Origin of the sequence: Bradyrhizobium sp. BR 10289 (genome assembly GCF_019455385.1) — a bacterium.
Classification (GTDB): Bacteria; Pseudomonadota; Alphaproteobacteria; order Rhizobiales; family Xanthobacteraceae; genus Bradyrhizobium.
On the sequence record NZ_JACOFR010000025.1, the window covers coordinates 42,250 to 58,767 of the forward strand.

The following is a 16,518-nucleotide window of genomic DNA, read 5'->3' on the forward strand; positions in this document are numbered from 1 at the left end:
GGGGGACGCTTCCACAGTTGATGCTGTCATGCTCCGCGAAAGCGGGGCATCCAGTACGCCGTGGCTTATCGGTTCTATCACCACCGTCTCGGAGTACTGGATCGCCCGGTCAAGCCGGGCGATGACACCGAGAATATAGAAGCAGCTTCAACAACCCAGCGGGCTACGTCACTGCTTTCTCCTTATCCACGACCCGACTCTCCCGCAACGCCCGCGCATAAAGCATCATCCCCTCGCGCACCGTGCGCTGCTCCGCTTCCGTCAGCACCGCCAGCGCGCCGCTCACCTGCTGCCGGCCGAACGCATGCAGCGCCTCCAGCGTGCGCCGGCCCTTCGCCGTCAGCGACAGCTTCTTGCTGCGCGCATCCGCCTCGTCCGGCGTCTCGCGCAACTCGCCGCAATCGATCAGCTTGCGCACCAGGCGGCTGACGCTGGACTTCTCCAGAAGCAGAAAATCGGCCAGCTCGCCTGAAGTCATGGGGCCGCGGATGCCGATCTCCAGGATCGTGTGCACGGCCGACGGCGGATAATCCGACGCCGCCACCGTCGCATCCATGAAGCCGAGCTCGCGCACCATCAACCGCGAAGCGGCGCGGATGTCATCGATCAGTGCAAGCCCGGCCATCTTGACTTTCCGCATATAGTTGTATCATACAACTATATGTGCGCAGCGACGCGCGCAAGCGTTTTGGAGCGGGTCATGAGCGGAACTTTGCCTTCTGGTCAGCGGATGAGGGGCAAGGTCTGCCTCGTCACGGGCGGCGGCACCGGCATCGGCCGCGCCACGGCCCTGCGGATGGCGTCCGAAGGCGCTGAGGCGATCCTCGTGGCCGGCCGGCGCGAAGCCGAGATCGAGGCCACAGCCGCCGCATGCCGTGAACTGGGCACCGACGCGATCGCGATCAAGGCCGACATCACCAAAGAGGACGACGTCGCGCGTCTCGTGGCGAGGTCCGTCGAGCGCTGCGGCCGGCTCGACGTCGCCTTCAACAATGCCGGCTTCCAGGAACGCCGCGCGCCGCTGGAGGAGCAGGGCACTGAGATCTACGACACCGTGTTCGACACCAATGTCCGCGCGCTATTCCTGTGCCTGCGCCACCAATTGCCGGCGATGCTGGCAAAAGGAAGTGGCACCATCGTCGTCAATGCCTCCGTCAGCGGTGTGCGCAACCCCAATCCGGGCTTTTCGCTTTATTCGGCTTCCAAGGCGGCCGCGATCTCGCTGACCCGCTCGGCGGCGATGGAGAACGCGCCGCGCGGCGTCCGCATCAACGCCATCGCGCCCGGCCGCGTCGTCACCGACATGATGCTGCGCTCAGGCGTCGGCGATATCGCAACGGTGAGCGCCGGCCTGCCGCTGCGGCGGATGGGAAGCCCGGAGGAGGTGGCGGAAGCCGTGGTGTGGCTGTCGTCGGATGCGTCATCCTACGTCGTCGGGCATGTGCTCGCGGCGGACGGGGGATTTCTGGCGTCGTAAGGCGTCAATGCTTCTGCCCGTACAGCACCGGCACCGCCGAATCCACGACGACCTCCACGAGGCTCGTCCCCTCATACGTCATCCCGTGCTTGAGCGCCTCGCCAAGCTCCGCGGCCTCGCTCACCCGCACCGCATGGCAGCCCATGCCTTCGGCGAGCCGGACGAAATCGATGCCCGGCAGCTCAAGGCCCGGCACGTTCCGCACCTGCATCACCTGGCTGAACGAGCGCATCGCGCCGTAGCCGGAATTGTTGATGACGACGATGGTCAGCGGCAGTTTTCGCTGCGCGGCGGTCCACAGCGCCTGGATCGAATACATCGCCGAGCCGTCGCCGATCAGGCACACGGTGCGGCTATTCGGCTTGCCGAGGGCCATGCCGACGGCGGCGGGCAAGGAGTAGCCGAGGCCGCCGCTCGACATCGTGTAAAAACTGTCCTGACCACGCATCGGCAGGAACTTTTGCATTGCTGGCCGATGCGAGGGCACTTCCTCGACGAGTGATGCGTCATCCGGCATCGCCTTGGACAGTGAGTGCAACAGGAATTCCACCGGCAGGGGATCGGCGGCTTGCGGCGCTGGCGGCAATGTGCGGCCCTTTGGTGTGGCACGCTTGCTCTCCGGCAGCAAATCGAGCAGCAGGCTGAGCGCCGGCTTCATCGTCGCGATGATGCTGGTGCCAACCGGCGTCACCGCCGCCGCATCCGCATCATCGGTGATCTGGAAGATCGTCGCGCCGCCGTCAAAAATCGCGGCATGACCCTCGACATGGAACGTGAACACGGGTGCGCCAATCACGACGACCAGGTCGTGCTCGCGCAGCGCGTCCGAGAGCTGCGCCGGTGAAGCATGCAAAAAGCCCGCGAATTGCGGGTGACGCTCCGGGAACGAGCAGCGTGCCGAGAACGGACTGACCCAGACGATCGCCTTCGCCTTCTCGGCGACGCGCACCATCAGGTCCACCGCGCCGGCGCGGTCGATGCCGGGGCCGACCACGAAGGCAGGGTGCTTTGCCCAACCGAGCGCCGCGACCAGCGCTTTCATCGCGTCCGGCTCGGGCCCGATCTCGCGGCTGACCCTGCGCGCCTCGATGGGAGCCGTCGCATGCGTCCAGTCGTCGATCGGGATCGACACGAAGGTCGGCCCGCACGGCGGCTGCATCGCGGTGTAATAGGCGCGCGCGATCGCGGCGGGCACGTCCTCGGGCCGCGCCGGCTCGACGCTGTATTTCACATAGGGCCGCGGAAACTCAGAGGCGCGCTCGGCGTAGAGGAATGCCTGTAGCGGCAGGATCGAGCGCGCCTGCTGGCCGGCGGTGATGACGAGCGGCGTCTGGTTGCGGTGCGCGGTGTAGATATTGCCGAGCGCATTGCCGACGCCGGCGGCCGAGTGCAGATTGACGAAGCCGGCATTGCGCGTCGCCTGAGCGTAGCCGTCGGCCATGCCGACCGCAGACGCCTCCTGCAGCGCCAGCACGTAGTCGATGTCATTAGGCCAGTCGGAGAGGAACGGCAGCTCGGTCGAGCCAGGATTGCCGAACACCTTTCTGATGCCGAAGGCACGCAGCAGGTCGAGCGTCGCCTGCTTCACGGTGACGGACTTGCTGCCGGTCTTGCCGTTCTTGGCCATGGTTTCCGTCCCTCTCAATTCCTCGGGGTGAGGGTCTAACAGATCACCACACCGCCGTCCCCTTCATCGTCGGCTGCCCCTCCGCATTCGCGGTCCACAGCTCCATGCCATCGGCGGTCTCGTTGGCGTTGACCGAGAACTCGGTCCCTTCGAACAGCGGCTGCACGCCGCGATAGGTAAACTTCTTCGGCGCCTTGCCGCCGCGCAACTTCGCCGCCATCTCGATGATCAGCGCGGCCTGCAGCGGGCCGTGGAAGATCAGGCCCGGATAGCCCTCGACCTTGGTGACATAGTCGCGGTCGTAATGGATGCGGTGGCCGTTGAAGGTCAGTGCGGAGTAGCGGAACAGCAGCACGGGATCGGACACGTGCGTCTCGCGATGCTGCGCCTGCGGGGGCGGAGGCGGGGCCTTGGCGCCCGCTGGCGCGCCGCTCGTGACGTCGCGATAGACGATGTCCTGCCGCTCGCGGATGGCAATGCCGCGCGGCGATGTCACGGTATGTTCGACCGAGACGAAGCACAGCGTGCCGGTCGAGCCGGTCTTGACCTGGACGTCGGCGATGCGCGAGGTCCGCGTCGATTCATCGCCGACCTGAAGCGGCTGCAGGAACTCGATGTCGCCGCCGGCCCACATCCGGCGCGGCAGCGGCACCGGCGGCAGGAAGCCACCGCGGGTCGGGTGGCCGTCGGGCCCGAGCATCGACATCGGAAACACCGGCTGCGCCAAGCACCAATGCACCGTGAACGGCGCGGCATCGCCCGTCTTCGGCTCGCCGACCTCCTGGAACAGCGTCGCGCGCAGACCCTTCACGAGCTGCGCGGTGACGATGTCGGCGGCCTCCGTGCTGCGGCCGATCCATTGCCGCAAATGATCGATGTCGAGCTTCTCGGTCATGATGCCTCGCTCTGTTACTTCTTCGCTGGCTTTTCGCCGATCGCCGGTACCGGGCCGTAAGTGCGGGGCTCGCCGACGATGATCGGCGCCGGCGCGGGATAGCTGACGCGCCCGTTCGGCGTATCGACCTCGATGCGGCGCAGATGCGGATGGTTGGTGAGGTCGGCCATGGTGTTGACCTCGGCGAAGGCGATGTCGGCGTCCGACAGCCGCTTCAAGAGCTCATCGCGCGTCATCTTGCCGAAAATGTTCGCCACCGTGGTGTCAGTGAAATCGCGATTACGCACGCGTTCGACCATATTGGCGACGCGAGGATCGGCAGGCAGGTCGGGCTTGTCAAGCACCTTCGCGCACAGCGTCTTCCACTCGCGCTCGCTCTGGATCGAGATCAGAATGTCCTTGCCGTCCTTCGAGGTGAACACGCCGTAGGGCGCGATGGAGGGATGCCGCAGGCCCATGCGCTTGGGCGGATTGCCGGCCTCGGCGTTGAGCAGCGGCACGGTACACCAGTCCGCCATCACGTCGAACATGGAGATGCGGATGTCACAGCCCTTGCCGGTGCGCCCGCGCCCGATCAGTGCTTCCAGGATCGCCGCATGTGCGGTCGCGCCGGTGGCGACATCGACGATCGACATGCCGACGCGCGAGGCGCCGTCAGGATTGCCGGTGATCGAGGCAAGCCCGCTCTCGGCCTGGATCAGGAGGTCATAGGCCTTGCGATGCGCGTAGGGGCCCTCGTCGCCATAGCCGGTGATCGTGCACGAGATCAGCCTCGGATAATCCTTCAGCAGCCGTTCGCGCGAAAAGCCGAGCTTGTCCATCGAGCCCGGTTTGAGATTCTGGATCAGCACATCGGCGCTCGCGATCAGCTTTTCGAGCTCGGCGCAGCCTTCCTTGGTGGCGAGATCGACCACGGCCGATTGCTTGCCGCGGTTGAGCCAGACGAAATAGCTGCTCTGCCCTTTGGCCGCGGCATCATAGCCGCGGGCGAAATCGCCCTCGGGCCGCTCGATCTTGATCACCTCCGCGCCGGCGTCGGCCAGCCGCGAGGAGCAGAATGGCGCCGCCACTGCCTGCTCGACCGCAATCACCCTAATCCCGTCAAGTGCTCCCATTGCGTGACCTCAGTACGAGCGGGGCATGCCGAGCACATGCTCGGCGACAAAGGACAGCACGAGATTGGTCGAGATCGGCGCGACCTGATACAGTCGCGTCTCGCGGAATTTGCGCTCGACGTCGTATTCCTCGGCAAATCCAAAACCGCCATGGGTCTGGATGCAGGCGTTCGCCGCTTCCCACGACGCATCCGCCGCCAGCATCTTGGCCATGTTGGCCTCGGCGCCGCAGTCGAGCCCGGCCTCGTATTTGCGCGTCGCTTCCTTCACCATCAGCTCGGCCGCGCGCATCGAGGCGTAGGCCTTGGCGATCGGGAACTGGATGCCCTGGTTCTGGCCGATCGGCCGGCCGAAAACGCTGCGCTCTTTGGCGTAGTTGGTCGCTTTCGCAATGAACCATTTGGCGTCGCCGATGCATTCGGCCGCGATCAGGATGCGCTCGGCGTTCATGCCGGAGAGGATGTAGCGAAAACCCTTGCCTTCCTCGCCGATCAGGTTCTCGGCGGGCACCTTCATGTCGGTAAAGAACACTTCCGTGGTGGCGTGGTTCATCATGGTGCGGATCGGGCGGATCTCGAGGCCATTGTTCCTGGCCTCGCGCATGTCGACGATGAACACGGAGAGGCCATCGGTGCGCTTCTTGACCTGCTCCTTCGGCGTGGTGCGCGCCAGCAGCACCATCAAATCGGAATGCTCGGCGCGGCTGGTCCAGATCTTCTGACCGTTGACGATGTAGCCGTCGTTGCCGTCCTTGCGTGCGAAGGTCTTCAGCGAGGAGGTGTCGGTGCCACTGGTCGGCTCGGTCACGCCGAAGGCCTGCAGCCGCAATTCGCCGCTCGCGATCTTCGGCAGGTACTTTGCCTTCTGCTCGTCATTGCCGTGCCTGAGCACGGTGCCCATCGTGTACATCTGGGCATGGCAGCCGCCCCCGTTGCAGCCGGCGCGCTGGATCTCTTCCAGGATCGCCGCGGCAGCGGACAACTTCAGCCCGGCGCCACCATATTCCTCGGGGATCAGCACCGAGAGATAGCCGGCCTCGGTCAGCGCATCGACGAACGCCTTGGGGTAGGCCATCTCGCGGTCGAGCTTGCGCCAGTATTCGCCGGGAAACTGCGCGCACAGCTTTGCGACGGCTTCGCGGATGTCGGCGTGATCCTCAAGATGGTGGTCTTCACTCATGGCGTTTCCTGTTTGGTGCGGCAGTCAAGATAACGCCGGCCATCCTCTGGCGTTGTGAAAACATCGCCAGCCCCCTATGCTCATTTGCTATAGCGTATGAAGTAGCCTTCCAGGATTGGCAAGCGTGGATTTCCGGCAGCTCAGGACCTTCAGTTGCGTGGCGGAGCTCGGCAGCCTCTCCAAGGCCTCCGACACGTTGCGCGTGGCGCAGCCGGCGCTGTCCCGGCAGATCAAGCTCTTGGAACACGAACTGCGCGTCGAACTGTTCACCCGCAACGGCCGCGGCATGGTGCTGACCGAGGCCGGCCGGCTGCTGCTCGCGCGCACCTCCGGCATCGTGCGGCAGATCGACCAGATCCGCGACGACATCCAGTCGGCGAAGGGGCCGCCGGCGGGCCAGGTCGTGCTGGGCCTCGTTCCGACCGTGAGCTGCGTGCTGTCGGCGCGCTTTGCCCGGCGCTGCGTGGAAAAGTTTCCCGGCATCTCGCTGCGCATCGTCGAGAGCTACAGCGGTCATCTGGTCGAATGGCTGCATCGCGGCGAGATGGACCTCGCCATCCTGTACGGCCGCTCGGCTGATCTGCATCTCAACGTCGAGAGCCTCGGCCGCGACAACATCGTCGCCGTCGGCCCGCGCGGCTGCGGCCTTGCCCGCAAGAAGAGTGTCGATGTCGGCTGGCTGCTGCGGCAGCGCCTGGTGCTGCCCAGTCATTCCCACGGCCTCCGTGCGCTGATCGAGCACGCGGCAGCCCAACGCAAGATCAAGCTCAACGTCCAGCTGGAAGCGGATTCGTTCCGGGTGCTGACTAGCCTGGTCGAGGAAGGCCTCGGCTTTGCGCTGCTGCCGCCGTCGTCGGTCCACGGCGAGGTGGCGGACGGGCGGCTGGAAACAACGGCTGTCTCCAAGCCGATGACCCGCGAGCTCATTTTCGCCTCTCCAATCGATCGACCGGCCTCCACGGCCTCGCTGGCCATCACCGCCCTGTTGCGCGACGAAGTCGCCGCCTGCCGCAGGGAAGGCGTGTGGGACATCAAGTTGAGTTGACCCCTTCTTCGCCTCTCCCCGCTTGCGGGGAGAGGCCGGAATTTGCGCAGCAAATTCCGGGTGAGGGGGAGTCTCCGCGCGTCCAACTGTCACCGTCCCCGGGGAGACTCCCCCTCACCCCAACCCTCTCCCCGCAAGCGGGGCGAGGGAGCGCAGCGACGTCTTGGAGATGGTTTAGGACACAAGCTTGCAACCGGCCCTTCGCATATTGAGCGAACTGTCATGCCGGAATTTTATAGCTGGGCAGGGGCGCTGCACTCGCGATGACGGTGTGGAGGCGGCGGGCGCTTATCTCTCCCCGTCATCCTGAGGTGCGCGCTCTGCGGCGCATCGCGCCGCGGAGCGGGCCTCGAAGGACGACGGCCCGGCTGCATCGGGGCCATACATCCTTCGAGGCTCCCCATGGGCCGCGTTGCGTCCCATGGCTCGCACCTCAGGATGACGGTCGGAGATTCGAGCGCGCTGCTCCACCCTCGTCATTGCGAGCGTAGCTCGCAATGACGGCGGAGAGAGCTCAGGCCGGAATCCTCACCGGCAGCGACTCATAGCCCTTGATGAAGCTCGAATAGATTCGCTTCGGCTCGCCGACCACCTCGATGCGGTCGAAGCGCTTCAGCATCTCTTCCCAGACGATCCGCAGTTGCAGCTCGGCGAGGCGCATGCCGACGCAGCGGTGGATGCCGAAGCCGAAGGAGAGGTGGGTGCGCGGCCGCGGGCGGTCGATGATGAAGTCGTTCGGCCTCTCGAACATCTCCTCGTCGCGGTTGCCGGAGACGTACCACATCACAACGCGGTCACCTTTCTTGATCTGCTTGCCGCCGATCTCGGTATTCTCCAGCGCGGTGCGGCGCATATGCGCCAAAGGGGTCTGCCAGCGGATCACCTCCGGCACCATGGAATCGATCAGCTCCGGATTGGCGCGGAGCTTGTCGAACTGGTCCGGGTTCTCGCTCAGCGCCAGCACCGAGCCGCTCATGGTGTTGCGCGTAGTGTCGTTGCCGCCGACGATGAGCAGGATGATGTTGCCCATGAGGTTGTCGGGATCCATGTAGCGCGTCGCCGGGTTGTGCGCCATCAGCGACAGCAAATCGTTACGCGGCTCGGAATTGACGCGCTCATTCCACAGCTTGGACATGTAAGCGTAGCACTCGTCCATCTCGCGGCGGCGCTCTTCGGCCGAAGCGACGATGCCGCTCTTGGGCAGCGCGGTCGAGACGTCGGACCAGCGCGTCAGCTTCCGCCGCTCCTCCCAGGGGAAGTCGAACAGGGTCGCCAGCATCTGCGTCGTCAGCTCGATCGAAACGCGCTCGACGAAGTTGAAGGTCTCGTTGCGCGGCAGATTGTCGAGCACGGTCTGCGAGCGCTGCCGGATCAGCTTTGCGAGCTCGTCCAGATGCTGAGGGGTGAACATCGGCGATACCGTCTTGCGTTGCGCCGAATGCCTGGGCTGGTCCATCGCGATGAAGCTCGGCCAGTCATAGCCCTCCGGCACGTCGCGGATCGCGATGCCGCCGAGCGTCGAGTCCGAGGAGAAGATGCCGTGGTTGGTGTCGACATGCATGATGTCGTTGTATTTCACCACCGACCAGTACGGCGCGATCGGGGCGTTGGTGCAGTAATGCACCGGCTCTTCCTTGCGCAGCCGCTCGAACCACGGCCACAGCGTGTCATCCTGGAACAGCCTGGGCGCGCCGGGATGGAATTGTGAAAGCGGCGTCGCATAGGCCTCCTCGCGGGCCCTGCGCATGCGTTCGGCCTTGTCCACTTTCACCGGCGCTTGGATGTTCATGGTGGTGGCTCCAGTTGGTTACTAACCTCTCCCGCTTGCGGGAGAGTTCGCGCGTAGCGCGGGTGAGGGTTCTTTCCTCTTGGGGATTGTCCCGTCGCGGAGAGACCCTCTCCCCGGCCCTCTCCCGCAAGCGGGAGAGGGAGTCTCCTCAGATCACGCCGCAATCTTCACCGGCAACGTCTCAAGACCCTTCACGAAACTCGAATAGACCCGTTTGGGTTCGCCGACCACGTCAATATGGTCGAACCGCTTGAGGATCTCCTCCCAAATAATCTTGAGCTGGAGTTCAGCAAGCCGCAAGCCGACGCAGCGGTGGATGCCGAAGCCGAATGACAGGTGCGTGCGCGGGCGGGCGCGGTCGATGACGAAATCGTAAGGATTCTCGATCGCCTCCTCGTCGCGGTTGCCCGAGACGTACCACATCACGACCTTGTCACCTTTCTTGATCTGCTTTCCCCGAAACTCGAAATCGGCCAGTGCGGTGCGGCGCATATGCGCCAGCGGCGTCTGCCAGCGGATCACTTCCGGCACGAAGCTGTCGAGCAGCGCGGGGTTCTCGCGCAGCTTGCGGTATTGCTCGGGATGCTGGCTCAGTGCGTAGATTGATCCCGACATCGTGTTGCGGGTGGTGTCGTTACCGCCGACGATCAAAAGGATGAGATTGCCGAGGAAGTTCTTCGCATCCATGTCGCGCGTGGCGGCGCCGTGCGCCATCATCGAAAGCAGGTCGCTCTTCGGCGGCTGCTCGGCACGTTCCTTCCAGAGGCGCGCGAAGTATGCCGCGCATTCCCCGAGTTCGGCCATCCGTTCCTCGTCGGTGGCGACGAGGCCGTCGGGGCCGGGAATGGTGGTGGCGATGTCGGACCAGCGCGTCAGCTTGCGGCGATCCTCCCACGGAAAGTCGAACAGCACGGCGAGCATCTGCGTGGTCAGCTCGATCGAAACCTGGTCGACCCAGTCGAACACCTCGCCGCGGGGCAGGTTGTCCAGGCACTCGGCCGAGCGCTTGCGGATGTTGATAGCGAGATTGTCCAGATGCGTCGGCGTGAACATCGGCGCCACGGTCTTGCGCTGGGCGGCATGCCGTGGCGGGTCCATCGAGATGAAGCTCTCGCGGCGCAGATCCGGATCGATGTCGCGGATGGTGATGCCGCCGAGCGCGGAGGCCGAGGAGAACACCGCGTGGTTGGTCTCGATCTCCATGATGTCGTTGTAGCGCGTCACCGACCAATACGGCCCGAACATCGAGTCCTTGCAATAATGCACGGGATCTTCGCGGCGCAGGCGATCAAAATAGGGCCAGAACGTATCGGTCCTGAACAATTCGGGATCGCCGGGATCGAACTGCTCCAGCGGAAGTGATGATGCGCGCTTGCGCAATGCGTCGAGCTTGGCCGCGCTCTCGATGGTCCCGTGCATGACCGTTCTCCCTGGCGTTTCCCCCGCGCGCGTTTTTATGAATTCTGCGCTGCGGTATTTGATTTGCAATTACAACCCGTTGTCTGCGCCGGAGCAAGGGCGAGTTTTGCCACATCCAACCTTTGCGCGAGGGTCGACGAATCCTCACGCGGATCCGTCAACGTGACCCTCCGCACGCCGCTCGCTCTGGAATCATGCCAGAAATCGCTCGAAATCGAGGTAAATCGAACCCGTCAATCTTGGGGATCGACTAACCTCTGATCTATAGTTTGATCGGATCAGGTCAGCATCCCGAGGTTGCCGCCGTGAACGACATGCAATGGGCCCCCATCGGCTCCGAACCCTTACCCCCGCCGCTGCCGCCGACGCGAGTCGATTTCACCGGCGACCGCTCCGTGTTCCGCAAAATGGTCACCAAGGGGGCCATGCTGGAACTGGTCACCTTCGGCTTCTACCGTTTCTGGATGGTCACCGACATCCGCCGTCATCTGTGGTCGAACACCGCGATCGACGGCGACGCCGCCGAATACACCGGACGGGCCAAGGAGCTTCTAATCGGCTTTCTGGTCGCGCTCGCGATCCTGGTGCCGATCTATCTCGCCTATTTCCTCGTCGGCATCGAGTTCGAACGCTGGCAGGGCTTCGCCTCGACGCCGCTCTTCATCAGCTTCTACGCTTTCGGCCAGTTCGCGATCTTTCGCGCGCGGCGGTATCGCCTGACGCGCACGGTGTGGCGCGGCGTGCGGTTCTGGATGGACGGCTCGGGCTGGGCCTATTCGGTCCGCGCCATGGCGTGGGGCCTGCTGGTGTTCCTCACGCTCGGCATCGCGCTGCCGTGGCGCGAGGCCTCGCTCGAACGCTACAAGATGCAGCATACCCATTACGGCGATCTGCGCGGTGACTTCGTGGGCGACGGCTGGGAGTTCTTCAAGCGCGGCTGGTGGCTGTGGCTGCTCAGCCCGGTCGCGGTGGTGATTTTTCCGCTCGCCCCGTTTGTCTATGCCGAGTTCAAGGCGCGTGAATGGCGCTGGTGGCTCGATGGCCTCCGCATCGGCGGCGTGAATGTCTCCTCGCAGCTACCACACAACGCGTTCTACGGCGTCTACTGGAAAGTGATCGGCTGGTGGATGTTGCTGAGCGTCCTGTTCGGGCTCTATATCGCCGGTGTCACCGGGCTTATCGCTGCGGCCGGCGTGGCGCCGACCGGACCCGACGCGTTCGCGCGGAGCATCCCGTTTCTGGTGGCGATGGTGATCGGTTATCTTGCCACGGTGCTTGCACTCAACGTCGTCATGCGGATGTATCTCCAGCACGATATCTGGGTGAAGGCGCTCGAAACGCTCGAAGTGCACGACATCGGCGCGGCGGCGGACGTGCAGGGGCGCGGCGAACTCGCCAACGCACTCGGCGAAGGCTTTGCCGATGGACTCGATGTCGCAGGATTCTAGGTCGTGACTGACATATCTGCCGAGGCGGCGGTGCCATCCGCAAAGATTACTGTCTTTTTCGACGGCGTATCGAGCCGCAAGCGGCAGGTGTCGCTCGTGCTCGCCGATGCGCTCGAGATCGTGGAGGAGGGCGCCGCGCCCGTGCGCTGGGCCTATGACGATATTCGCCGCAGCGACAGCCCGCTCGGCATCCTGCGTCTCGCCTCAATCTCCGCGCCGCCGCTGGCGCGGCTCGAGATCCGCGATACCGCGCTCGGCGCGGAAGTGATCGCGCGGTGCGCCCGTCTCGACGAGCACCTGACGACGGGGCGCGGTGTCGCGAAAATCGTCGGCTGGTCGGTGGCCGCCGCCGTCTCGATCGTCTGCGTCGTGCTGTTCGGCGTTCCGCTTGCCGCCGACCGTCTCGCGCCGCTGGTGCCGAAACCGATCGAGCGCCGCATCGGCGATGCCTCGGAGGTCCAGGTCAAGACCATCTTCGGCCGCCGCGTATGCGACGACCCTGCGGGCAGGGCTGCGTTCACGAAGCTCGTCAACCGGCTGCGCGATGCCGCAGGTCTCGATGACGACAGCATGACGGCGGGCGTGCTGCCGAGCGCGATACCGAATGCCTTCGCGCTGCCGGGCGGCAAGGTCTACGTGCTGAACGCCCTGATCGACAAGGCCGAAAACCCCGACGAGCTCGCCGGCGTCCTCGCCCACGAGCTCGGCCATCTCAAGCATCACGACAACATGCGCGGCTTGATCTACAACGGCGGCACTTCGTTCCTGATCGGCCTGTTGTTCGGTGACGTCACCGGCTCCTCCGCCGTGATCTTCGCCTCGCGCAGCGTGGTCGAAGCCTCCTATTCGCGCGAGGCCGAAACCGCCGCCGACACCTTTGCGATCGACATCATGCACGCGCTCGGCCGCTCGCCGAAGCCCGCGGCCGAATTGATGTTCCGCATCACCGGCAAGGAAGGCGGCTCCGGCTTCACCATCCTCGCCAGCCACCCGCTGACCGAGGATCGCCTCGCGCGCATGACCAAGGAAGACCGCCCCGCCAGCGGCCCGCCGCTGTTGACCGACACAGAGTGGCAGGCGCTGAAGGGGATTTGCGGCAGTGGGAAGATTTAGGTTTCCCGCCTATCGCGTCCCGTACGCACGGTCGCCGGCATCGCCGAGGCCGGGGAGGATAAAGCCGTTCTCATCGAGGCCTTCGTCCACCGCGGCGGTCCAGATCGGCACGTCCGGATGCAAGCCGCGCAGCCGCTCCAGTCCTTCCGGGGCGGCGATCAGGCAGGCGAGGCGGATGTCCTTGGCGCCGCGCTCCTTCAGCCGATCGACTGCGGCGACGGCGGTGTTGGCGGTGGCAACCACGGGCGTCACCACGATCGCGAGGCGCTCGCTGAGGTCGGAGGGCGATTTGAAGAAATATTCGACCGCGGCAAAACTCTCGGGCTCGCGGTAGAGCCCGATATGGGCGACACGCGCGGTCGGCACCAGGTCCATCATGCCGTCGACGAAAGTGGTGCCGGCGCGCAGCATCGGCACGAACACCAGCTTCTTGCCGGCGATCTTGGCCGAGTGCATCGTCGCCAGCGGCGTCTCGATCACGGTGTCGGTGAGCGGCAGGTCACGCGTCACCTCGTAGCACAGCAGCATGCCGATCTCCTTGATCAGCTCGCGGAACGACTTTGTCGAGATCGACTTGTCTCGGACCAGCGTCAGCTTGTGCTGCACCAGCGGATGATCGACGATCGTGACGCCTTCCATGATCGGATGCTCCTGAAATCTATCGAGCCGTCATTGCGAGCAATGACGCGCGTGGTCGCAAATCTTTTTCATGCTTTAAAACACAGTGCCGTCGCTGATGACCCTGAGCGGCGGCGAGCCATCCGGACGGCGCGCAAACGCAATAGCACGGCCCGCGGCCCAGGTGCCGCCTTCCAGAATGCTGGCGAGCGGCAATGTGTCAGGCGTGCGGCCGAGCTTGACGCGCACGAGCTCGGCGACGCGATCCAGCAGCGCCACGGTCAGCGCACGCCACTCCACGACGAGCAGCGAGTCCACCGCATGGGCACGCTCGGCATCGGCGGCATCGCGCAAGCGCAGCACTTCGTGGTCGACGAACAGTCCGCCATTGCGGTATTCGGCGAGCCCGGTCAGGCCATCGATGTCAGTCACCGTGAAGCCCGCGCGCTGCAGCGGCTCGATCAGAGAGTAGCTCAGCCATTGCGACAGCTTGTGCAACGGCACGAGGCCGGCGGTGCCATCGTCCGCCTTGATCGCGGGATGACGCCAGCAATCGCCGAGCGGAATGCCTGATAGCTCCAGCCGCGAGGGCCAGATCGGCCCGAGCTGGTTCAACACGGCGGACAGGATCGCAGGCGCGGGAAGCGCATCGCTCACGGCCTGTGCGGCGATGTGATCGAACAGGCCGCCCGGGCGCGGTGTGTCGTTCAGGCCGAAAATGTCCCCCCGTTTGGCGACCAGCTTGCCGAGGCGTCGCAGCAGGTCGGTGCGCCCCTCGAGCCCGAGCAGCGGATTGGCATCGCTCACCTGAAACGCCGACGTCAGCGCGGCGAGCGGCAGTTGTGAGAGCACGTCCGCATCGGCCCGGTAGGGCGCACGCGCATCGCTGGAGAACAGCCCGCTTGCAAACATGTCGAGGCTTGCGATCGCAAGCCCCTCCGATCGACCGATGGCGTTCCCCGTCACCGCGTCGCGATAGCGCCACGTCGCGCCCGCGCCGGCATCGAGCAGCACGCTGACGATGGCGAGGTCAAACTCCGCCCGCGCCCGCGCGGCGCGATCGGACCATGAGGCCGCATCCGCCAGAGCTGCCCAGCGGTCGACACCGCCGAGCACAAAATGCCGCCACCGCGCGTGGAAGGGCACCTCCAGCGTCGGATAGGCTTTTCGCGTGACCGCGAGCACGGCATCGGCGACGCCGTCCATGCGGTCGAGGTCGACAGTGAAATGGTCGAGCCCGCCGGCAAGGCCGAGCTCCAGCATTTTGCCGGCACGCGCGCGGACCGCTGCTGCGCTGAGCAGCGAGCGGGCCTCTCGTTCCAAAGCGTCCGCCATCGCGATCAGTATTTTTCCAGCGAACGCCCGACCACGCCGTTCACGTCCTTCTCGGGCGCGATGTCGGTGGTGTAATAGCCGGCCGCCTTCTTCGCGGCGATCTCGACATGGGCGTCGGCGGGGATCAGCTCCAGCGGGATCGGCACGCGTTCGACGATGTCGATGCCCTGCGAGGTCAGCGCGTCATATTTCATGTCGCTCATCGACAGGAAGCGGTCGATGCGCTTCAGGCCGAGCCAGTGGATCGTATCCGGCATCAATTGCTGGAAGCGCGCGTCCTGGACGCCGGCCACGCATTCGGTGCGCTCGAAATAGGCGGCGGCGGCATCGCCGTCCTCCTGGCGCTTGCGGGCATTGTAGACCAGGAATTTTGTGACTTCGCCGAGCGCGCGCCCCTCTTTCCGGTTGTAGACGACGAGCCCGAGCCCGCCCTCCTGCGCACCGCGCGCGGATTCCTCGATGCCGTGGATCAGATAGGGCCGGCAAGTGCAGATGTCGGAGCCGAACACGTCCGAGCCGTTGCACTCGTCATGCACGCGGCAGGTGATTTTCGTGCGATGGTCCGGCAGCTTCGTCACATCGCCGAACAGGTAGACCGTGGTGCCGCCGATCGGCGGCAAGAACACCTTCATGTCCGGGCGCGTCACGAGCTCGGGGAACATGCCGGCGGTCTGCTCGAACAGCGTGCGGCGCAGCTCGGTCTCGTTGGTCTTGAAGCGCTCGGCAAGGCCGGGCAGGTACCAGACCGGATCGATCGCGATCTTCACCACCGAGACGCTGCCATTGGCATGCACGACCTCGCCGTCCGCACGCAGCCGTTTTGCCGCGAGCGCTTCGCGGATCTCCGGCAGGTCGAGCCGCGCCCGCGTCACTGCGATGCTCGGGCGGATGTCGACGCCCTCGGCGATATCCTTGCCAAAATTCTCCGCGACGAGATGCCCCCAGGGGTCGAGCGCGACGATCTTTGCGGGATCGCGCCATTGCTCGAACGGGCCAATGGTCGCGGCTGGAAACGTGTTGGTGAGATCGGGCCGGCGGATCGGATCGAGCGCGCCGGCGGAGACCGCAAGCGCGCGGTACATCGCATAGGAGCCGCCATGGCTGCCGATCACGTTGCGGTCCCCGGCGCGTGAAACGGTGCCGATGATCGGTCCACGGGCGCGCGCATCCGCAGCGCCCCAATGGATCGGAAAGGCGGCCTTCCGGCCCGGCTCCGGATGGGAGGTCAGGCGGATGTGGTCGGTACGGTTCGCGCGGCTCATGTCCAGGCTCCCAAAAAGCCAACGGCCCGCCGCTCGGACGGGCCTGGCTCGCTTGACGCTGCCGGAGCACCGGCGACGCAAGCTCAATCCAACATATTGTAGCGGCGATCGGCGACAGACAAGTTAATCGTGCTGCGCGGCGCCGGGCCGTTCGTTGCCAAAATCGTGTGCCCGGGCACCGCGCTCCAGCGCGGGC

General features: G+C 65.1%; 14 protein-coding genes. 4 read left to right on the forward strand and 10 right to left on the reverse strand.

The genetic code is table 11. From position 1 onward, the window contains the following. Positions 1–163: 163 nt before the first annotated feature. Positions 164–625, reverse strand: coding sequence for a MarR family winged helix-turn-helix transcriptional regulator (locus HYH08_RS30445; protein ID WP_220013518.1), 462 nt, complete (start codon positions 623–625; stop codon positions 164–166). Positions 626–700: 75 nt separating this feature from the next. Between HYH08_RS30445 and HYH08_RS30450 the strand changes: the two genes are divergently transcribed. Further along, a complete protein-coding gene (locus tag HYH08_RS30450; RefSeq protein ID WP_220013519.1) occupies positions 701–1,477 on the forward strand; it encodes an SDR family NAD(P)-dependent oxidoreductase in 777 nt (258 codons plus the stop codon). Positions 1,478–1,481: 4 nt separating this feature from the next. On the opposite strand, the gene mdlC is transcribed toward HYH08_RS30450, so the two are convergent. Genes mdlC through HYH08_RS30470 form a run of 4 tightly spaced genes read right to left on the reverse strand, consistent with a single transcriptional unit; the run spans position 1,482 to position 6,293 of the window. Then, positions 1,482–3,104 carry a benzoylformate decarboxylase gene (gene mdlC / locus HYH08_RS30455; RefSeq protein WP_220013521.1) on the reverse strand — a complete coding sequence of 541 codons (1,623 nt, stop codon included), beginning with the start codon at positions 3,102–3,104 and terminating at the stop codon, positions 1,482–1,484. A 43-nt stretch (positions 3,105–3,147) separates the two neighbouring features. Further along, entirely contained in the window at positions 3,148–3,999 is an 852-nt protein-coding gene (locus HYH08_RS30460; protein ID WP_220013522.1) for an HTD2 family dehydratase, read from the reverse strand. A gap of 14 nt (positions 4,000–4,013) precedes the next feature. Beyond that, entirely contained in the window at positions 4,014–5,114 is a 1,101-nt protein-coding gene (locus tag HYH08_RS30465; RefSeq protein ID WP_220013523.1) for a CaiB/BaiF CoA transferase family protein, read from the reverse strand. A 9-nt stretch (positions 5,115–5,123) separates the two neighbouring features. Then, a complete protein-coding gene (locus HYH08_RS30470; RefSeq protein WP_220013524.1) occupies positions 5,124–6,293 on the reverse strand; it encodes an acyl-CoA dehydrogenase family protein in 1,170 nt (389 codons plus the stop codon). A 124-nt stretch (positions 6,294–6,417) separates the two neighbouring features. Between HYH08_RS30470 and HYH08_RS30475 the strand changes: the two genes are divergently transcribed. After that, positions 6,418–7,338 (forward strand): LysR substrate-binding domain-containing protein, encoded by a 921-nt coding sequence (locus tag HYH08_RS30475; RefSeq protein WP_220013525.1) that lies wholly within the window; start codon positions 6,418–6,420, stop codon positions 7,336–7,338. A 514-nt stretch (positions 7,339–7,852) separates the two neighbouring features. Here HYH08_RS30475 and HYH08_RS30480 read toward each other — a convergent pair. Further along, a complete protein-coding gene (locus HYH08_RS30480) occupies positions 7,853–9,127 on the reverse strand; it encodes a cytochrome P450 (protein WP_220013526.1) in 1,275 nt (424 codons plus the stop codon). 153 nt (positions 9,128–9,280) lie between these two features. Further along, positions 9,281–10,546 carry a cytochrome P450 gene (locus tag HYH08_RS30485; RefSeq protein ID WP_220013527.1) on the reverse strand — a complete coding sequence of 422 codons (1,266 nt, stop codon included), beginning with the start codon at positions 10,544–10,546 and terminating at the stop codon, positions 9,281–9,283. Positions 10,547–10,851: 305 nt separating this feature from the next. Here HYH08_RS30485 and HYH08_RS30490 point away from each other — a divergent pair, with 305 nt between their 5' ends. Next, entirely contained in the window at positions 10,852–11,994 is a 1,143-nt protein-coding gene (locus HYH08_RS30490; protein WP_349631474.1) for a YjgN family protein, read from the forward strand. A gap of 3 nt (positions 11,995–11,997) precedes the next feature. Further along, entirely contained in the window at positions 11,998–13,107 is a 1,110-nt protein-coding gene (locus HYH08_RS30495; RefSeq protein ID WP_220013528.1) for a M48 family metallopeptidase, read from the forward strand. Between the two features lie 9 nt (positions 13,108–13,116). Here the strand turns inward: HYH08_RS30495 and upp are convergent, their stop codons facing one another. From upp to HYH08_RS30510, 3 genes are all read right to left on the reverse strand, one after another. After that, a complete protein-coding gene (gene upp / locus HYH08_RS30500) occupies positions 13,117–13,746 on the reverse strand; it encodes a uracil phosphoribosyltransferase (RefSeq protein ID WP_220013529.1) in 630 nt (209 codons plus the stop codon). A gap of 75 nt (positions 13,747–13,821) precedes the next feature. After that, positions 13,822–15,060, reverse strand: coding sequence for a URC4/urg3 family protein (locus HYH08_RS30505; protein WP_220013530.1), 1,239 nt, complete (start codon positions 15,058–15,060; stop codon positions 13,822–13,824). A 5-nt stretch (positions 15,061–15,065) separates the two neighbouring features. Then, positions 15,066–16,322, reverse strand: a complete 1,257-nt coding sequence (locus HYH08_RS30510) for a GTP cyclohydrolase II (RefSeq protein ID WP_220013531.1) — start codon at positions 16,320–16,322, stop codon at positions 15,066–15,068. Between the last annotated feature and the right edge of the window lie 196 nt (positions 16,323–16,518).